The following is an 18,823-nucleotide window of genomic DNA, read 5'->3' on the forward strand; positions in this document are numbered from 1 at the left end:
AGTATTACCTCCTTAAATATACCGCTATCAATGGAACAATAAAAGTTGATACTATAAACAAGTACAGCAAAACACAGTACTCGAAGAAGCAACTTCACCTACCACATAGGGACGGTTGCTTCTTCTTTTCTAAAGCGGGCTACGAATTATGTATACAGGTTACAGATATCATAACCCCAATTACAGATATGCAAAGAAGACGTGAGGCAGTATGGTTGGCGCCTATTATCTTTGTCTTCAAATAAGCAATAAAAATGAAAGAGAATATCTTAAATATAGAAACCGTACATGAGTGTAACTGTTGTCTGGGATACAAGACACTTCATCCTCTTGTCAGCGTCATTGACTTGTCACAAGCCAACTTGGAGCAATGTACCATCAAGTTTGACTTCTATACCGTCATTATGATGGAAGGGGATGTCGAAGACTTTTTGTACGGGCGTAAATACTATGATTATTCCAATGCGTCACTCTTGTTCTTTACTCCGGGCGAGTCCATAAAAATAGACCATAGCAAACTACTTCTTCGGAAAGGCTGGTTGTTGGCATTCCATCCCGATTTGTTTTACCGCACATCATTGGGCGAACATATAAAAAACTATTCCTTCTTCTACAAAACGGATATATGTTTCAAGAAAAGAACTCAACTAATACGAATTCTTAACTAAAACAGACACTCGAAAATCTGTAATTTAGCCAAAAGAGGACTGTCCCCCTACGGTATCTCCTCCCTTTTACGTATCTTTGTTTAGGAAAAGGAGGTTATACGGAACGTAAAATCATACATATAGATATGGATGCATTCTATGCATCGGTCGAACAGCGGGATAATCCGGAGCTGCGGGGAAAAGCGCTGGCTGTCGGTTATTCGGAAGAGCGTGGCGTGGTTGCTGCGGCCAGTTATGAGGCACGTAAATATGGCGTCCGTTCCGCCATGTCGTCACAAAAAGCCAAGCGCTTATGCCCTCACCTGATTTTTGTGCCGGGCAGAATGAGCGTATATAAAGAAGTATCTTCACAAATCCACGAGATTTTCCATGAGTATACGGATATCATCGAACCGCTTTCGCTGGATGAAGCCTTCCTCGATGTGACGGAAAATAAAAAGCAAATCCTCCTGGCGGTCGACATTGCGAAAGAAATCAAGCAACGGATAAGGCAAGAACTGCATCTGGTCGCCTCCGCCGGCATTTCATATAATAAATTCCTGGCTAAAATCGCCTCCGATTACCGTAAGCCGGACGGCCTTTGCACCATCCATCCGGCCCAGGCACTCGACTTTATCGCCCGGCTACCCATTGAGTCATTCTGGGGCGTGGGCCCGGTCACTGCCAAGAAGATGCACACATTAGGCATTCATAACGGTGCCGAATTACGGGACTGTTCGCTGGAAATGCTGAGCCGCCAGTTCGGTAAAGCAGGCAGTCTGTATTACGAATGTGCCCGAGGAATAGACCTTCGCCCGGTCGAAGCCGTCCGTATCCGTAAATCCGTCGGGTGTGAACATACATTGGAAAAGGATATTTCCCGTACCTCTTCCGTCATCATCGAGCTTTATCATGCTGCCACCGAATTAATCGGCCGCCTGCAACGGACAGGCTTCAAAGGGAACACACTGACATTAAAGATTAAATTTCACGATTTCACCCTGAAAACGAAAAGTATCACGCAGCCCCGTGAACTCACCACCCTAAATGATATTCTTCCTCTGGCCAAACAACTGCTCAGGGAAGTGGATTACGCAACCAACCCCATCCGGCTAATCGGCCTTTCCGTTTCAAATCCTTTGGAAGAACGCGAGGAAACAGAAAGAAAAGAACGGTGGGAACAGTTAAGTTTGGAGTTCAGCGATTGGAAAGTTTCATATTAAAGCTATATTTGCACAGAAATCTAAAAGGGATACTATTATATGCACAAGCGGTTCCTCTCCATATCCGGGCAAACCGATGACGAGTTACTTATTCTTTTGCAAAAAGGAAATGAGAGGGCTTTTACTGCTATTTATGAACGCTACCACAAACTGCTCTATGTGTTGGCATACAAATATTTAAAAGACAATGACACCGCAAAAGACGCTGTCCAGCAGATATTCCTGAAACTCTGGGAATCGCGTTCCCTGTTCAGCATCCATATCAACCTGAGAAACTACCTGTACACCATGTTGAAAAACCATCTCCTGAACGAGATACGCAACAACTACACCGCTCTGGAGAAGAATTACGAACTGGCACAGGAAACAATCGAATATGAAAACGAAATATTATCGAAACTGGAAGAGAAGGAAATGACCGAGCAACTGTACCGGGCCATCGACGGCCTGCCGGAACAAAAGAAAGCAGTCTGCCTGTACAAACTGAAAGACAGTTTATCCAATCAGGAAATCGCAGAAAAAATGCAGATATCCATACCGACTGTCAAAACTCATTACTCGCAGGCTATCAAGCTGCTCCGTGAACATTTCGATAAGTTACTAATCCTATTGCTCTCCTCTCTTTTCTCCTGAAAAGAAAAAAGAGTAACAAACACTCATACTATCCGCCCAGTTATGTGTCAATTAAGAAAACAGGAATAAAATGAAAGCACCAGATAAACATATCATCGACAGGACCCTCAACAACACGGCCACCCCGGAGGAAGCCCGCCAGGTAATTCGCTGGTTCTCCACTCCCGAGGGCACAAAATATCTGTCCTCCTTGATGGATGAGGACGCAGAAAAGATACAGCCGGGCAGCGAAGAACTGTATGCAGAACGCAGCATCCCTTCCGATGAGATGTATCAGTATATTATGAAGAGAATCCAACTCCGGAAAAGAAAACAGATGCTTTTCCGGGCAGCCGCCATTCTCATTCCATTACTATTATTCCTCGGTCAATTCTGGTATATAGATAAACGTATCGACCTGTTTGCCGATTCCGGCTACGAAGAGATATATGTTCCCAAAGGTGAACGTATGCAACTGATTTTCCAGGATGGTTCCAAGGCCATGCTCAATGCCGAGACACGTATCAAATACCCGCGGAAGTTCGGTTTCAACGAGCGTAAAGTCGAATTGGAAGGAGAAGCCTTCTTCGAAGTATCTCCCAACAAAGACCGCCCGTTCATTGTCGACTTGAAAGAAGTCAATGTGAAAGTACTGGGTACAACATTCGACGTAAAAGCATACGCAACCGATCCGGATATCTTCGTTTCGCTGGAAACCGGAAAAGTAGCCTTAGCCAATAATACCCGCCCGCTTGCTCATTTACAACCGGGTGAGAAAGCCACCTACAACCGCAAAACCGGTGTCTGCAAAATATCCCGGCCTGAAGACATCGGGCATAACTCTGCCTGGAAAAAAAATCAGATCGTATTCAATAATACACCTTTATCCGATGTCATCACGACCTTGTCCCGCTGGTACAACGTAGAGTTCGAAATGCAGGATTCCTCGCTGCTCTATTATAACTATACACTAACGTCCACAGATCAGAAGCTGGAACAGATACTGAAAGATCTTGAAAAAATAACGCCTATACAATTCTCTGAAGAAGAGGGCATTATAAAGATAAGAAGAAAAAAATAAATAATTTCACATTCTCCACTCATACTTTTTTGTCCCTTGTGTGTCTACTATATAAAGACGAACAGGGGCCAGTCGCCCCGTAAAGGATCGAGAAACTATCATATTGTTTAACCTATAAAAATAAAGACAAGCATGAACGACACGACATAACAGACTCAAAAAAAATAACCGGAAATGTCCCCACATCCCCGGTTATTCGACGTACCGAAATTCAAATTAATTTCTAATACATAAATTCATTTCAAAAATATGAAAAAAAATAATCTGTGCCTTATCCCCAGGCACCTTTTAATATTAATTGAGAAAATCCCGAATGCAATGAAACTGACATTCTTATTTCTTGTCATCTCTTTGTTAACTTTTACTGCGAAGGCTTCCGCCCAAAGGGTATCCATCTCCCTCAATAACGTAAAAGTGGAAAAGATACTGTCTACTATTACCAAGCAGACAGGACTAAGCGTAGCATACAGCAAACAGATCGTCAACCTGGACAGAAGAATGAGTATTCAGGTGGAAGATGCCGATGTAGCCCAGGTATTGGAAAAACTCGTTGCCGATACCAATTTGAGTTATGAAATCAGAAATAACAAAATATACTTGTTTGAGAAACGTTCTGAAACATCAGCTCCGGCAGTATTACAGCAAAAGAAGCAGATTTCCGGAACTGTTACAGACACCAAAGGCGAACCGATCATTGGTGCTAATGTTGTCATCAAAGGTACCACAACAGGTACGATCACGGATATCGACGGTCATTTTAACTTCGAAGTACCCAACGGTGCCGTATTACAGGTTTCATACATCGGATATAAATCATCTGAAGTTCCTGTCAACAACCAGAATTTACTTGCCATTCAGTTGAGAGAAGACCAGCAGGCACTTGAAGAGATCGTTGTGGTTGGATATGGTGTACAGAAGAAAGTCAACCTGACGGGAGCCGTGACACAGGTCACTTCCAAAACGCTGGATAGCCGTCCGATCACAAGTGTAGGCCAGGGATTACAAGGCGTTGTCCCCAACCTGAATGTAGACCTGGGAGACGGTAGTCCAGGTAAAGCTGCTACATTCAACATTCGCGGTAAAGTTTCATTGAATGACTCCAATCCGCTTTGCCTGGTCGACGGTGTACCGATGGATATCAACTTGTTGAATCCGGAAGATATCGAATCATTATCTGTTTTGAAAGATGCCGCTTCTGCCGCTATCTACGGTGCGCGTGCCTCTGCCGGTGTTATTCTTGTTACTACCAAAAGCGGTAAAAGCAATAAAGACGGAAAAGTCCGTGTTTCATATACCAACAATATCCAATGGAGCAAGCCGACTCGTATTCCTGACATGGTAAACACATTGGAATACATGGATGCTAATAACGAATCATCCGAAAGAACGAATGGTGTCGGCTCAAGACCGTATCAGGACTTCTGGATAGAGGCTGTACGTAAAAGAATGGAAGATCCGGCCAATAATCCGTTGACACTGAATATAGACGGTCTGCTTTATTACTGTGACAATGAAAATTACTATGACACAGTATTAAGAAATGCTTCTCCCAGACAAAAACATACTTTAAGCGTTTCAAGAGGAACGGAGAAAACCAATTTCTATCTGTCCGCCGGATATATGAATGAGAACGGATTAATCAAACTGAATCCGGACGATTATAAACAATACAATATCAATATGAGCATCAACACCGAAATCAATAAATACTTATCAGTCGGTGGTTCATACAAACTGAATAAAGGGAATATCGACGAACCGCATGTCAGAGACAATATCGGTTCTATCTGGTATTCGTTGCCGGGTACTCCTCCTTACCGTCCGATACAGCGCGAAGACGGTCATTACATGGGACAGGTGACAGCCTATCTCGCACAAGCCGGACGTCGTCTGACTGATAAAATGGACAACTGGATTTCATTCAATGCCACTTTGAATCTTATGCCGGGATGGTTTGTAAAATCGGACTTCTCCTATAACCGCTATTCGGAACTGAAAAAGTCACACCTGACAAAAGTGACGGAAGCTGCTGAAAGGGAAGATCAGTACTGGATCAAGGATGATACAGGCATCGACATGGAATCCAGACATAATGATCAATACATATTCAATGTATTTACTCAATATGATAAGTCAATCCGTGACCATAACTTCACAGCGTTATTAGGTTTCAACCAGGAATGGAAAGAAGACCAATACCACAAATCGACAAGAAAAGACCTGATCAGTGAAAATATCCCGGAGATCAATTTAGGTACCGGAAGCGAATATGCAACCGGCGAACATAGCCATGAAGCGATAAGAGGTGCATTCTTCCGTTTGGGATACAACTGGAAACAACGTTATCTGTTCGAAGTAAACGGACGTTACGACGGTTCATCCAAATTCCCGAAAGATTACCGGTATAAATTCTTCCCCTCTTTCTCCGGCGCATGGAGAATTTCAGAAGAAGCATTTATGATGAATACTAAAAACGTCATTGATGACATGAAAATCAGACTTTCTTACGGTACACTCGGAAACCAGCAGGTTAGCAATACTTTATTCTACTCTTTGCTGAACAGTGAAAAGATCGACTGGTTATTTGGCTCGGGACAGAACATAGACCGTCCTACAGGTGTCAAAGTGGGTGACTTGGTAAACTTCACACCGACCTGGGAAAAAACGACAACGATCAATGTCGGCTTAGATGTCGCCCTCTTCTCTAAATTGAGCGGAACTTTCGATGTCTACAACCGTAAAACAACCGATATGTTGACAGCCGGTCTGTCATTGCCGGATATCCTCGGGGCTACACCTCCTAAAACAAATGCAGCCGATCTTGAAACAAAAGGATGGGAATTATCTCTTACCTGGAGAGACGAACTCAAAAACGGATTACGTTACGATATCAGCTTCAACCTGGCGGATAACTTCTCTAAGATCACCAAATTTTCCTCTAATGAGAAAAAACTGTTTGGCAAAGATAATGCCGGTAACGAACGGTATTACGTAGGACAGACATTGGGTGAAATCTGGGGCTTCGATACCGACGGTATCTACCAGTCGGAAGAAGAAGTAAAAGCCGGTCCCGATCAAAGTGCTTTATACACTGGAAAATGGGAGCCGGGAGACGTCAGATATAAAGACCTGGACGGAGACGGCAAAATCACTTACGGAGAAGGAACCGCCACTAATCCCGGCGACCAGAAAGTAATCGGTAACAGAAACCCCAGATTTATGTACGGTATCAACGGTAATCTGGAATATAAAGGATTCGACCTGAACATTTTCTTCCAGGGCGTAGGAAAACGTGATATGGAATTTACGAACTTCCTGTTCTGGGGACCTATCAAACAAGGATATACCCAGATCACCAGAGAATTGTATGAAAACACCTGGAAAGAAGACAGACGGGACGCTTATTATCCTTCTATCAAAAACGCCAGTTACAATTCGCTGGTACAAAGCCGTTATATCCAGAATGCAGCCTATATCCGGTTGAAAAACCTGACTGTTGGTTATACATTGCCCGCACAACTGACTAAAAAGATCTTATTCGACAAGATACGTCTTTACGTCAGCGGACAAAACCTGTTCGAATGCACACCGATGGTAAAAACATTCGACCCGGAAACGACAAAGTCTGCCGGCGATGCATATCCGTTCTACAGAAGTTTCTCTTTCGGTATTCAAGTTAATTTGTAATTTTAGGAGATCACTATATATGAAAAAAAATATTCTGACATCAGTACTCAGTCTGTTACTGATCACAAGTTGTAACGATAACTTTTTAGATAAAAGTCCTTTGGACAAATTAAGCGAGGATAAGTATTTCCAGACGGAAAACGACTTAAATACTTATAGTTTATCTTTCTATCCTTTACTGGAAGGATACGGAAAAAACTTTGAAAAGGCGGAAATGCTCTCCCGTGATGAAATGTCCGACAATATGGCTCCCAGCACAGCGAATAATGTTGCTGCCGGATTACATCTGGTCCCCAACTCCAATTCGGACGGTGATATAGGAAAAATCTGGCAGTGGGAAACACTCAGAAACGTAAACTATTTCCTGGCAAGATGCTCCAGAGCGGATGTCAGCCCGGAAGTCCTTGCCCAGTATCAGGCTGAAGCCCGTTTTTTCAGAGCTTATATTTACTTCCCTAAAATTAAGGCTTACGGCAATGTTCCTTGGATCAATAAGGATTTAACGGTCAATGACGAAGAATTGTTATACAGCAGCCAGATGCCGCGATTCGAAGTAGTCGACTCAGTGCTTGCCGATATCAATTTCGCCGTACAACACCTTCCGGAGAAAGGAAAAGAAGCTACTGCCAAAATAAACAAAGATGTTGCATTGGCATTTAAAGCCCGCTTTTGCCTGTACGAAGGTTCTTTCAGGAAATATCATGGTCTGGGACAGGAAGAAGAAATGTTGCGTGAAGCACTTGCCGCAGCCAAAGAACTGGAGGAATCTAAACATTATACGTTATACACTACCGGTAATCCGCAAAAAGATTATCAGGATCTCTTTATCCAGGATGATCTGAACGGTAATCCCGAAATGATATTCCACCGCCATTATGTATTGGATAAACTGACTCACAACATGGTTTGTGCCACGGCCGGAAGTATGACGAAAAGTCTTATTGAAAGTTTCTTGTGTGCAGACGGAACACCTGTCGCTTTGAATAAAGACTATTCGGACGAAACGATGCAGGAAGAACTGAAAGACCGTGACCCTCGTTTACAACAGATATGTATCTATCCGGGTACCACACATCATCAGGTGAATATCGGAAAACCGGGTATTCCGGGTACTGCCAGCAACAATACTTCCACAGGTTATCAGTTGCTGAAATACTACCGCGAAGATCAGGTATTAATGAATGCGCGTAACTACACGGATGCCCCTGTATTCCGTTATGCGGAAACCTTACTGATCTACGCTGAAGCCGCAGCAGAACTGGGACAATGCGACCAGAATGTACTGGATAAAACAATCAACGTATTAAGAGACCGTGCCGGAATGCCGCATCTCTCCGTAAACGTAGGATTTGAAGACCCAACGATCAAAGAACTGTATCCGAACGTATCCAACCTGATCCGCGAAATCCGCCGCGAACGCCGTGTCGAACTGGCTTGCGAAGGATATCGCTATGACGACCTGATGCGTTGGAAATGCGGAAAACTGCTGGAAAAACCTTTCTTGGGAATGCATTTCGTACAAAGCCAATATCCGGAAGTAAAGGCACGGAAATACGGCGACACATCAACGACCGATTTCAGTATTACACTGGACAAGAATGGTTATATAGATGTTTATCAGTCTAAATACCCGCAAGGATTTACTTTCAATGAAAATAAACATTATTATATGCCGTTACCACTGGATCAGATAACGATGAATACCAACCTGAAACAAAGTCCGGGATGGTAATTATAAAATCATAACAGATTATGTTCGGGAGTATTTGGTTTCCTTATAAAAGAAAGATAAATACTCCCGATCTTTTTTAATAAAAGGCAAAGATTTAAAAGGTCATATGAAAATAAAACATTTACTGGCACTTCTATTATGCTGTGCCGGATTACCGGCATTTGCCCAGAATGACGATGTTGCCGCTGCACAACACACGATCCTGGGACAAAATTCAGCCCAGGCCGGTGTATCGGTATCGACCCTAAATACGCATCCGGATGCACAATGGTTTCCGAAAGACGGCTTCGGATTATTTATACATTTCGGTCTGGCAGCAGTTCACGGAGGAATCGACCTCTCCTGGGGCATGTATGCTAATAAACCCTGGGAAGACGGGGAAATCACTCCCGCTGATTACTGGAAACTGGCTGACCGATGGAACCCGGAACACTTCAATGCAGAAGAGATCGTTTCAAAAGCAAAAAAAGCAGGTTTTAAATATATCGTATTTACAACCAAACATCACGACGGATATACTTTATGGCCCAGCAAATACAGTGATCTTGGCGTAAAACAAAAAATGAAAGGAAGAGATCTGGTGAAAGAATTTACTGATGCCTGCCATAGACATGGAATAAAAGTCGGCTTATACTACTCGCCGCCCGATTGGCATTTCGACGCCAAATACATAAATTGGGATTATTCCGGTAAAACAGTTATGGATATCAACCATCAGGTAATTGCCGGATTGCCGGATAAACCTGCCGGACACGACCAAAAAAGGAGAACGATGGTCGCCAACCAGATGAGAGAGTTGCTGACCCAATACGGCAGGATCGATTTATTCTGGTTCGACGGAGGAAGCGGCGAGATCTCAAACGATGAAATACGGAAATTACAACCCGGCATCGTTATCAACCGGCGAAACGGAGAACCCGGAGATTACGGAGATTCGGAAGGGGCTCTTCCCAATAAACGGTTTACCGGTTGGTTCGAGACAAACGATCCCTGTTGGCCCAGCCGTTGGTGGAGTTACTCGACCAGCGACAGGATGGATACCGGAGCCGACGTAATAGAAAAACTGATCATTCTGCGTGCTTGGGGAGGCAATTTCCTGGCCAACATAGGCCCTTGTGCAGACGGTTCCATCCCCCCGGAAGCCTTAGATGCGTGGGAAGAAATTGGGAATTGGATGAAACACTCCGGAGAATCCGTCTATAATGTAACAGCCGGATCTTTTCCTGAAAAAGATAATCAACCGACTACCGTTAAAAAAGATGTGATATACGTACACGCATTTCCTAATTTCCACAAGAAAATTATCCTGAAAGAAATAAAATCCTCTCCCCGTCAAGCCATCTTATTACGTACGGGAGCATCTGTTCCTTTCTCTTACTCTAACGGAGAAATAAGCATACAGATTCCTGCCGGTATGCGTTCACGCATGGTAGATACAGTCAAACTTATCTGGTAACTTATTAATTATTCAACATGAAGCAAATACTTTTTTTTATCATAGCCCTCCTCTGCCCGTTCACTAGCTACGGACAAAATTTTACCGAATGGAAAGACCCGTCGGTAAACAGTATAAACCGCGAACCGATGCATGCCTCTTTTTTCCCCTATGAAAACAAAGAGAAAGCGGTTGAAGGAATCAAGGAGAAATCGAACAAATATCTTTCACTAAACGGCATGTGGCGTTTCCAATGGGTTCCTGACCTGACCGACCGACCTGCTGATTTTTTCAAAACAAATTACGACGACAAGGCATGGGATCTAATTGAAGTTCCTGGCATCTGGGAGATGCATGGTTATGGTGACCCTGTATATGTAAACCAACGTTACGAATGGGATTATCTGATGAAGCCCGAACCGCCTGTTACTCCTGAGAAAAATAATCATGTGGGTTCCTATCGCCGCAGTATAACAATTCCGGATGACTGGTCCGGACAAGAAGTCATCCTGCACCTGGGAGCCGTATCCCCCAATGTGTATATCTGGATAAACGGAAAATTTGCCGGTTACAGTGAAGACAGCAAACTAGAAGCCGAATTCAATATTACTTCTTATCTCAAAAAAGGAGAAAACCTGATCGCGCTCCAGATTTTCCGCTGGTGTGACGGGAAATACGTTGAATGCCTGGATTTCTGGCGTTTTACAGGTATCTCCCGCGATGTTTATCTATATGCAAAAAACAAAGAACATATTACAGATTATCAGGTTACGGCAACTTTGGCTGAAAATAACAAAGCTGGCACTCTGTCTGTAAAAGCACTATTATCAGCTCCTTCCAATAAATCCAGAATCCTTTTTGAACTGAAGAACGACAAGAACGATCTTTTATGGAAAGAAGAAAAAGCCGGCGGGAAAGCACTCTCAGTCGAAACAAGTTTTGAGGAAATTGATCCCTGGAGTGCCGAGCAGCCGAACTTATATACATTATATATATCCTTATTCGATTCAAAAGGGACACTTCTCGAATGTATTCCCCAGCGCGTCGGTTTCAAACGGGTTGAAATTAAGAACGGACAGCTATTAGTCAACGGGAAAGCGATTCTGATCAAAGGGGTGAACCGCCATGAAATGGATCCGGACGGAGGATACCATGTATCCCGCCAACGGATGGAAGAGGATGTGAGATTACTGAAAGAGAGCAATATCAACGCCGTAAGAACATCCCACTACCCGAATGACCCTTATTGGTATGAACTTTGTGATAAATATGGCATCTACGTCTTGGATGAAGCGAACATAGAAGCGCACGGATACGAGAAAATCGCAGACATGAAAGAATGGATGACAACCCATATCGAACGGACAACCCGCATGGTAGAACGGGACAAAAATGTACCATCCGTTATCATCTGGTCCATGGGAAATGAATCCGGCGACGGAATGAACTTCATCGAAAGCTACAAAGAAATGAAGAAAATCGACAGTTCACGTCCTGTCCAGTATCAAAGAGCCGGAAAGAAAAGCCATACGGATATCTATTGTCCTTTCTATGTGGATTACCAGACGCTGGAAAACTATGGCAAATCTAAAGAGCCCCTGCCCCTGATCCAATGCGAGTATGCCCATGCCATGGGAAATTCCATGGGAGGATTCAAAGAATACTGGGATTTATATCGCCAATATGATAATCTTCAGGGAGGTTTCATCTGGGATTTCGCAGACCAGGGAATCCACGAATTCCGTAACGGAAAAATGATCTATGCATATGGAGGCGACTTCGGAAAAGATTTGCCTTCAGACAATAATTTTAACTGTAACGGGCTATTTAATCCGGACCGGAAACCCAATCCCCACCTGGACGAAGTCAGAATGGTTCACCAATCGATCTGGACTACTCCGGTAAATATCAAAGAGGGAAAAATCAGTATCTTTAATGAAAACTTCTTCTCCGACCTGAGCAATGTATATTTGGAATGGCAGATACAGGAAGAAGGCGTTATTACCAGGCAAGGGGTTATTTCCTCTTTAAATATACAGCCACAGGAAAGACAGACATTATCTTTAGATTATCAAATCACAGATAATGGCAAAGAAACATTCCTGAATCTTTTCTATAAGTTAAAAGATTCAGAGTCTTTGCTGGAAGCCGGCCACATTGTTGCCAGACAGCAACTGGATATAACAACATACAACTGGAATGTCGGTTCCTCTATCACGACAGAGGATCAGCCTGAGATATATGATACCAGATATGCATTAGAAGTCTCAACACCCACCGCCCTGATCTGTTTCAACAAAAAGAACGGACTATTAAGCGGATATTCCTATAAAGGGAATGAATTCATGGAAGAAGGTTCTTTCCTGAAACCTAATTTCTGGAGAGCTCCGACCGATAACGATTTCGGAGCAAGACTGCCTGCAAAACTCGGCATGTGGTGTGAGCCGCTAATGGAACTAAATTCATTCACTTCAGAAATGAAGAATAACACCGTTGAGGTCAAAGCTGATTATCATTTACCCGAATGTCAGGCAGACTTAATGCTGATTTACCGGATCAATGCTGCCGGCGAAATTGCTATCACGCAATCTCTTTCTATTAAGGATACCGATAAAGAATCCTTCCTGCCCCGTTTCGGCATGCAAATAACGTTATGTCCCGGATTCAATGATATTGAATTCTATGGTCGTGGCCCTATAGAAAACTATGCGGACAGAAAACTGAGTGCATTTATCGGCAAATACAATCAGAAAGTCAATGACCAGTATTATCCTTACATCCGCCCTCAGGAGACCGGTAATAAAAGTGACCTAAGATGGTTCAGACTGAAACACCAGAATAACAATGGATTTTGTCTTGTTTCTTCCAAACCATTCAATGCCAGCGCACTACACTTCAGCACCAAAGACCTGGATGACAGTCCGGCAAAAAAACAACGGCACGGTCTGGAAGTTCCTTCACGTCCGACAACGATCCTGTCTGTTGATTTAGTTCAAATGGGATTGGGATGTATTGATACATGGGGTTCGCTGCCTATGGAAAAATATCTGCTGAAAGATAACCGATATGAATTCAGCTTCACTATAAAGCCCGTCAACCCATAAATTCAATATCTTATATCAATAAAAAGCTCCCTGCTAAACTGAATAGAATCATCGGTTTAACAGGGAACCTTTTTATATAAATTGGATAATTATTAAAAGTTATCATGTATATTTGCCATTAGCTTAACCTGTAAGGTAGAATGCTAATATGGGAACGGGAGAAGAACTGCAATTAATACGATCATTGAAACGAGGTGATAATCATGCATACAAATACATATATGATCATCATTATACTTTGTTATGTAAGATTGCCTACGAATTTCTGAAGGATGACTTTCTTTCAGAGACCATTGTGGATGATGCCATTTTCCATCTTTGGGAAATCAGGGAAACAGTAAATATAACCACCTCCCTTCGTAGCTACCTGGTCCAGGCTGTGCGTAACCGCTGCATAAATTACCTAAATCTGGAAAGAGAAAAAAGGGAAGTCCGCTTTTCCGTTATTGACCAGCAAAACGAATGGATCAATTCTGTTTTCTCATCGGATGATTACCCGCTGGCAAGACTTCTGGAAAACGAACTCGAACAGGAAATAAAAAATGCTATCGAAAGATTACCGGATGAATGCAGGACCGTTTTTCAAAAAAGCCGGTTCGAAGAGAAACGTTATGAAGAAATAGCCGAAGAATTAGGTATTTCCATCAATACCGTCAAGTACCATATTAAAAACGCAATATCCCGCCTGAATGCCGATTTAAACAGGTATTTGCTTATACTCCTCTGCTGTTTCTGTATTTAAAATAAAAAATTTGTCCGCCCACACTACCCTCCCATTCTTTTCAACTGTCATATAAGTAAGAACATAACAAATGAAGCCCACAAATACACATATCGAGATAGATGAACTGATCGCAACATATCTTTCGCAAGGTCTGGAAGCGGAAAAACTAGCAGAACTGGAGAATTGGCTCAAAGCATCCCCGGAAAATCAGAAACATTTCCAACAGATGCGTGAGATCTGGTTCTCAACAATCAGTGCAAGCGAAGAAGAACGATATAATAAAGAAGAAGCATACAGCCGGTTCCTCAGCAGAACCCGCCAAACACATCAAGAAGAGAAAACCGTCAAAAAGCTATCTTTACATAAATTCTTTTATGGGGCAGCTGCCGTCGCACTTCTCTGTCTTATTTCCTTCGCTTCCTACCGGACCGGTACCGAACAGGTAAAGAAACAATTTGCCGAAATGGTCGTCGAAGCTCCGTTAGGGTCAAAAACCAGATTATATCTTCCGGACGGAACCTTGGTATGGCTGAATGCCGGTTCGACAATCACCTATTCACAAGGCTTCGGTGTAGAAGAACGAAAACTGAAATTAAGTGGTGAAGGATATTTCGAAGTGACACGCAATAAACAATTACCTTTTGAAATTACGACAAAAGAATTGCAATTAAAAGTGTTGGGAACAAAATTCAATTTCAGGAATTATCCGGAAGACGAAGAAGTGTCCGTCAGCCTGCTGGAAGGCAAAGTATGCTTAAGAAACTATCTGAAAAACGATGCACTTTGTTATCTGGAACCCGATCAAAAAGCGATCTTGAACAAGAAGAACGGCAAACTGATGGTTTCCGCCTCAGAAGCACGGTATACGGCGGAATGGACCAACGGATTCCTGTTCTTCGACGAAGAATTGCTGCCGGATATTATCAAAGAACTGGAAAGAAGTTATAACGTAAAAATACATATTGAAGATGAATCGCTGAAGACATTCCGGTTCTATGGTAATTTCGTGCGCAAGGAACAAACCATTCAGGAGATACTGGAAATGTTAGCCTCTACCGGTAAACTGGAATATAGGATAGAAGGAAAAACAGTCCGCTTATCTTCCAGATAAAAGCTTTTATTCAACCTCGTATTATTAATTTAAAAATGAATTTGTATGAAAAGAAAGAGCCCGGATTAAAGTTAACTCTGAGGACGGTATAAAAAAAGAACCGGAAGATCTGCACAATCTCCCGATTCAAATTTCCGGCCTCCATCACTGCGAGTTTCCGAAAGTACTGACAAATATAGCAAAACTTTACTTTCGGTTTTAAGATTTCTTGTTTAAAACAATTAATTCTAATTACTTATGAAAATCAGAAAAAAGGCCATATTGATGGCCCTGGTCGTGTTTTGCCTTAATTTTACCGCTTTCTCGCAAAACATAAACCTGAATTTAAACAATGTGACAGTAAAGAAAGCCATGGAAACATTGAAGGAAGAAAACGGTTACTCCTTTGTTTTTGCTTCCGGAGATATAAACACACAGAAAGTCATTCGTGTAAAAGTAAATAATGGAACAATCGATCAGGTTGTAAAACAGATTCTTCAGGATCAAAAAGTTTCATATGAGATCAAGAATAAAAATATCATTGTTCAGAAAAATGAAGCATCCAACCAGACGGACAGTAATAAGAAAAAAGTAACTGGTACGGTCATTGATGTGAATGGTCTGCCTATTATCGGAGCAAACATCGTAGAAAAAGGAACGACAAACGGTATCATTACGGATATGGACGGTAATTTCCAACTGGAAACAGCCGGAAATGCGACTTTACAAATATCTTATATAGGATACGTCGCTCAATCCATCCCCGTAGGAAAACAAACCAACCTGACGATCACCCTGAAAGAAGATTTTCAGAATATCGATGAAGTAGTGGTAGTCGGTTACGGTTCTGTTAAAAAGTCGGACCTGACAGGTTCCATTTCGTCTATCTCCGCCAAAGACTTCAACAAAGGCATCTCCCGCAGTCCGGATCAGTTGCTGGCAGGAAAAGTTCCGGGATTAATGGTAAACCGCAGTAGTGGCGATCCCAACAGTAGCGTAACCATGCAGTTACGCGGTCCTTCTTCATTGACGGCCTCCACTGCACCTTTTTATGTGATCGATGGAATACCGGGAGCATCCATCAATTTGGTATCCCCGGATGATATTGAGTCAATGAACGTTTTGAAGGATGCCTCTGCAACAGCAATTTACGGTTCACGGGCTGCCAACGGGGTAATCATGGTCACCACCCGTAAAGGGCGTACCGGCAAACCACAAGTGACTTACAGCGGATATGCCGCCCTCGAAAGTGTTTCCGGTCGGGTAAATGTTTTAAATGCCGATGAACACCGGGCTTTTTTAGCCGAACACGACATGTCCCTTGCCGCCAGTGACGAAGGTAATGGCGCTGGTACCGACTGGCAAAAAGAATTGCTACGAGGTGTAGGTTTCTCCCACAGTCACAACCTAAGCCTGGTCGGAGGCAGTGAAAATACAAAATATAATGCTTCAGTCAATTACCTGTCCAACGAAGGAATTGTAAAACACAGCAACTACGACCGCCTGGTAGCACGTATCGGCGTCGATCAAGATGCTTTGAACAACCGACTGCATATCGGACTGTCTGTCTCCGGCAGCTTTATCGGTTCAGATCATGTGGATTATAGTATTTTCAACTATGCCGCTCGCTGGTTGCCCGAATCACCGGTAATGTCTGACGATCCTGCCAACCAACAGTATGGAGGCTATTTCCAGGTTCCCGGACGTATGACTTATTACAATCCTGTCGCCATACTGGAACAACGGAGCGACCACCGTTCACGTAACATATTGCAGGGGACAGGAAAGATCGGACTGGATATTATCGACGGTTTACGGTTCGACATGCTGACTTCCATACAAACGGAAACATACGATCAGGCTTATTATCAGAAAACAACGGATATAGCCGTACTGGGGAAAGGCAATGCCATCCGCGAATTCCTGAAAAACACGGATAAACTGATCGAAACGACCCTCAATTATTCCAAAACATTTGCCCGGCAACATGAGCTGAAACTTATGGCAGGTTATTCCTATCAGAAGATCATCAACAACGACGGAATACGGGGTACTAATAATTACTTTACCTCAGATGCCACCGGAGCCGATAACCTGTCTGTCGGCAATGGAGATAAAGCCATTCATTTCCAAAATTATCCCAATAAAAGACAGTCAGTATTGGTGTCATTTTTCGGCAGAGTAAATTACGGATTTGACAACCGGTATTTATTAACGGCTACTTTACGCCGGGACGGTTCCTCCAAATTCGGAGCAAACAATAAGTGGGCAATGTTCCCGTCGGTTTCCGTAGCATGGAAGATCACAGGCGAAAAATTCATGGAAAACCAATCGTTCTTCCAGGATTTAAAACTGAGAGTGGGATACGGTAAATCCGGTAACCAAAATATCGACCCGTATACATCGCTTACCCTTTACGGCCCACAATCCAGCCAGTTCATTTACAATGATGAATGGATCAACAGTTATGGCGTGACACAAAACCCGAATCCGGATTTGAAATGGGAAAGTACTTCCATGACAAACATCGGGATCGATTATTCTATCTTCGGCGGACGGGTTTCCGGTAGTCTGGAAGTGTATAATAAGGAAACAAAGGATATGTTGTACAAATATAATGTGCCGTCTCCTCCTTACCAATACAACCAGCTACTTGCCAACGGAGCCAGCATGACCAATAAAGGTATTGAATTTATGGCAAATGTCGTGGCCGTAGACAACCGGGACTTCAGCTGGATCAGCACCTTCAATATTGCTTCCAACAAGAACAAGATCGGTTCACTGGCAAGTAATATAGAAAACCTGTCTATCGCCGAACGTTATGAGGGAACCATGACGTTGGAAGGCTGGACCGCCCAAACTGTCTCCCTTGTTAAGCCGGGATTACCCATCGGTACATTCTATACATTCAAATATGTAGGATATGACGAGGAACAACAAAAGACATTATATGAAAATGCCGCTGGCGAGACAGTCACGATCGACAAACTGAAATCACCGGATGATTATAAGGAAGTAGGAAAAGCGTTACCTAAAGTTACTTTCGGATGGAACAATACCTTCCGTTACAAACAATGGGACCTGAACTTCTTCCTGCGGGGAATGGCTGGCAATAAAATCTTCAACGCCAGTCGTGCCGATCTGTCCAGACTGAATCAGGCTGCGACCTGCAACATCTCGCATGAAGCTGTCAAAGATGGCATTATGGAAGCCCCTCAACCATCGAGCCGCTGGTTGGAGAATGGTTCTTTCCTGAAACTGGATAACCTGACATTAGGATATCAGTTCAATATGGAAAAAGTCAAAGAAATCGGCCAATTGCGTCTTTATGTAACGGGACAGAACCTGTTTACGATCACCAAATACACAGGTGTAGACCCTGAAGTAAGCCTGAGTGGTCTGGCCCCGGGTATCGACAATCGTAATTATTATCCGAAGACACGTTCCTTCCTGTTGGGTGTGAACATCAGTTTTTAATATTGTCTAAC

Annotated in this window: 10 protein-coding genes and 1 pseudogene; all 11 read left to right on the forward strand. The window is 43.0% G+C overall.

The features are described from left to right. Nucleotides 1-254: 254 nt before the first annotated feature. A pseudogene (locus NBH14_RS01400) lies at nucleotides 255-614 on the forward strand (AraC family transcriptional regulator); the annotation flags it as partial. Nucleotides 615-778: 164 nt separating this feature from the next. Continuing rightward, a complete protein-coding gene (gene dinB / locus NBH14_RS01405; RefSeq protein ID WP_297597985.1) occupies nucleotides 779-1,870 on the forward strand; it encodes a DNA polymerase IV in 1,092 nt (363 codons plus the stop codon). A 39-nt stretch (nucleotides 1,871-1,909) separates the two neighbouring features. After that, a complete protein-coding gene (locus NBH14_RS01410) occupies nucleotides 1,910-2,503 on the forward strand; it encodes an RNA polymerase sigma factor (RefSeq protein ID WP_009860761.1) in 594 nt (197 codons plus the stop codon). A gap of 70 nt (nucleotides 2,504-2,573) precedes the next feature. Next, nucleotides 2,574-3,563, forward strand: coding sequence for a FecR family protein (locus NBH14_RS01415; protein ID WP_186961265.1), 990 nt, complete (start codon nucleotides 2,574-2,576; stop codon nucleotides 3,561-3,563). Nucleotides 3,564-3,881: 318 nt separating this feature from the next. Further along, nucleotides 3,882-7,250: a TonB-dependent receptor gene (locus NBH14_RS01420; protein ID WP_186961264.1), complete on the forward strand. Its 3,369-nt coding sequence runs from the start codon at nucleotides 3,882-3,884 to the stop codon at nucleotides 7,248-7,250. 19 nt (nucleotides 7,251-7,269) lie between these two features. Beyond that, entirely contained in the window at nucleotides 7,270-8,982 is a 1,713-nt protein-coding gene (locus NBH14_RS01425; RefSeq protein ID WP_186961263.1) for a RagB/SusD family nutrient uptake outer membrane protein, read from the forward strand. Nucleotides 8,983-9,088: 106 nt separating this feature from the next. Next, nucleotides 9,089-10,438 (forward strand): alpha-L-fucosidase, encoded by a 1,350-nt coding sequence (locus NBH14_RS01430; protein WP_186961262.1) that lies wholly within the window; start codon nucleotides 9,089-9,091, stop codon nucleotides 10,436-10,438. Between the two features lie 17 nt (nucleotides 10,439-10,455). Further along, the gene (lacZ, locus tag NBH14_RS01435; RefSeq protein WP_186961261.1) at nucleotides 10,456-13,521 is read left to right on the forward strand and encodes a beta-galactosidase, LacZ type; all 3,066 of its coding nucleotides are present in this window, start codon (nucleotides 10,456-10,458) and stop codon (nucleotides 13,519-13,521) included. Nucleotides 13,522-13,669: 148 nt separating this feature from the next. Continuing rightward, complete coding sequence (locus tag NBH14_RS01440; protein ID WP_186961260.1) at nucleotides 13,670-14,263, forward strand: RNA polymerase sigma-70 factor; 594 nt, start codon at nucleotides 13,670-13,672, stop codon at nucleotides 14,261-14,263. A gap of 70 nt (nucleotides 14,264-14,333) precedes the next feature. Beyond that, entirely contained in the window at nucleotides 14,334-15,356 is a 1,023-nt protein-coding gene (locus NBH14_RS01445; RefSeq protein ID WP_186961259.1) for a FecR family protein, read from the forward strand. Between the two features lie 237 nt (nucleotides 15,357-15,593). Further along, complete coding sequence (locus NBH14_RS01450) at nucleotides 15,594-18,812, forward strand: TonB-dependent receptor (protein WP_186961258.1); 3,219 nt, start codon at nucleotides 15,594-15,596, stop codon at nucleotides 18,810-18,812. Nucleotides 18,813-18,823 lie beyond the last annotated feature (11 nt).

The organism is Parabacteroides caecihominis, assembly GCF_023656785.1.
Classification (GTDB): domain Bacteria; phylum Bacteroidota; class Bacteroidia; order Bacteroidales; family Tannerellaceae; genus Parabacteroides; species Parabacteroides segnis.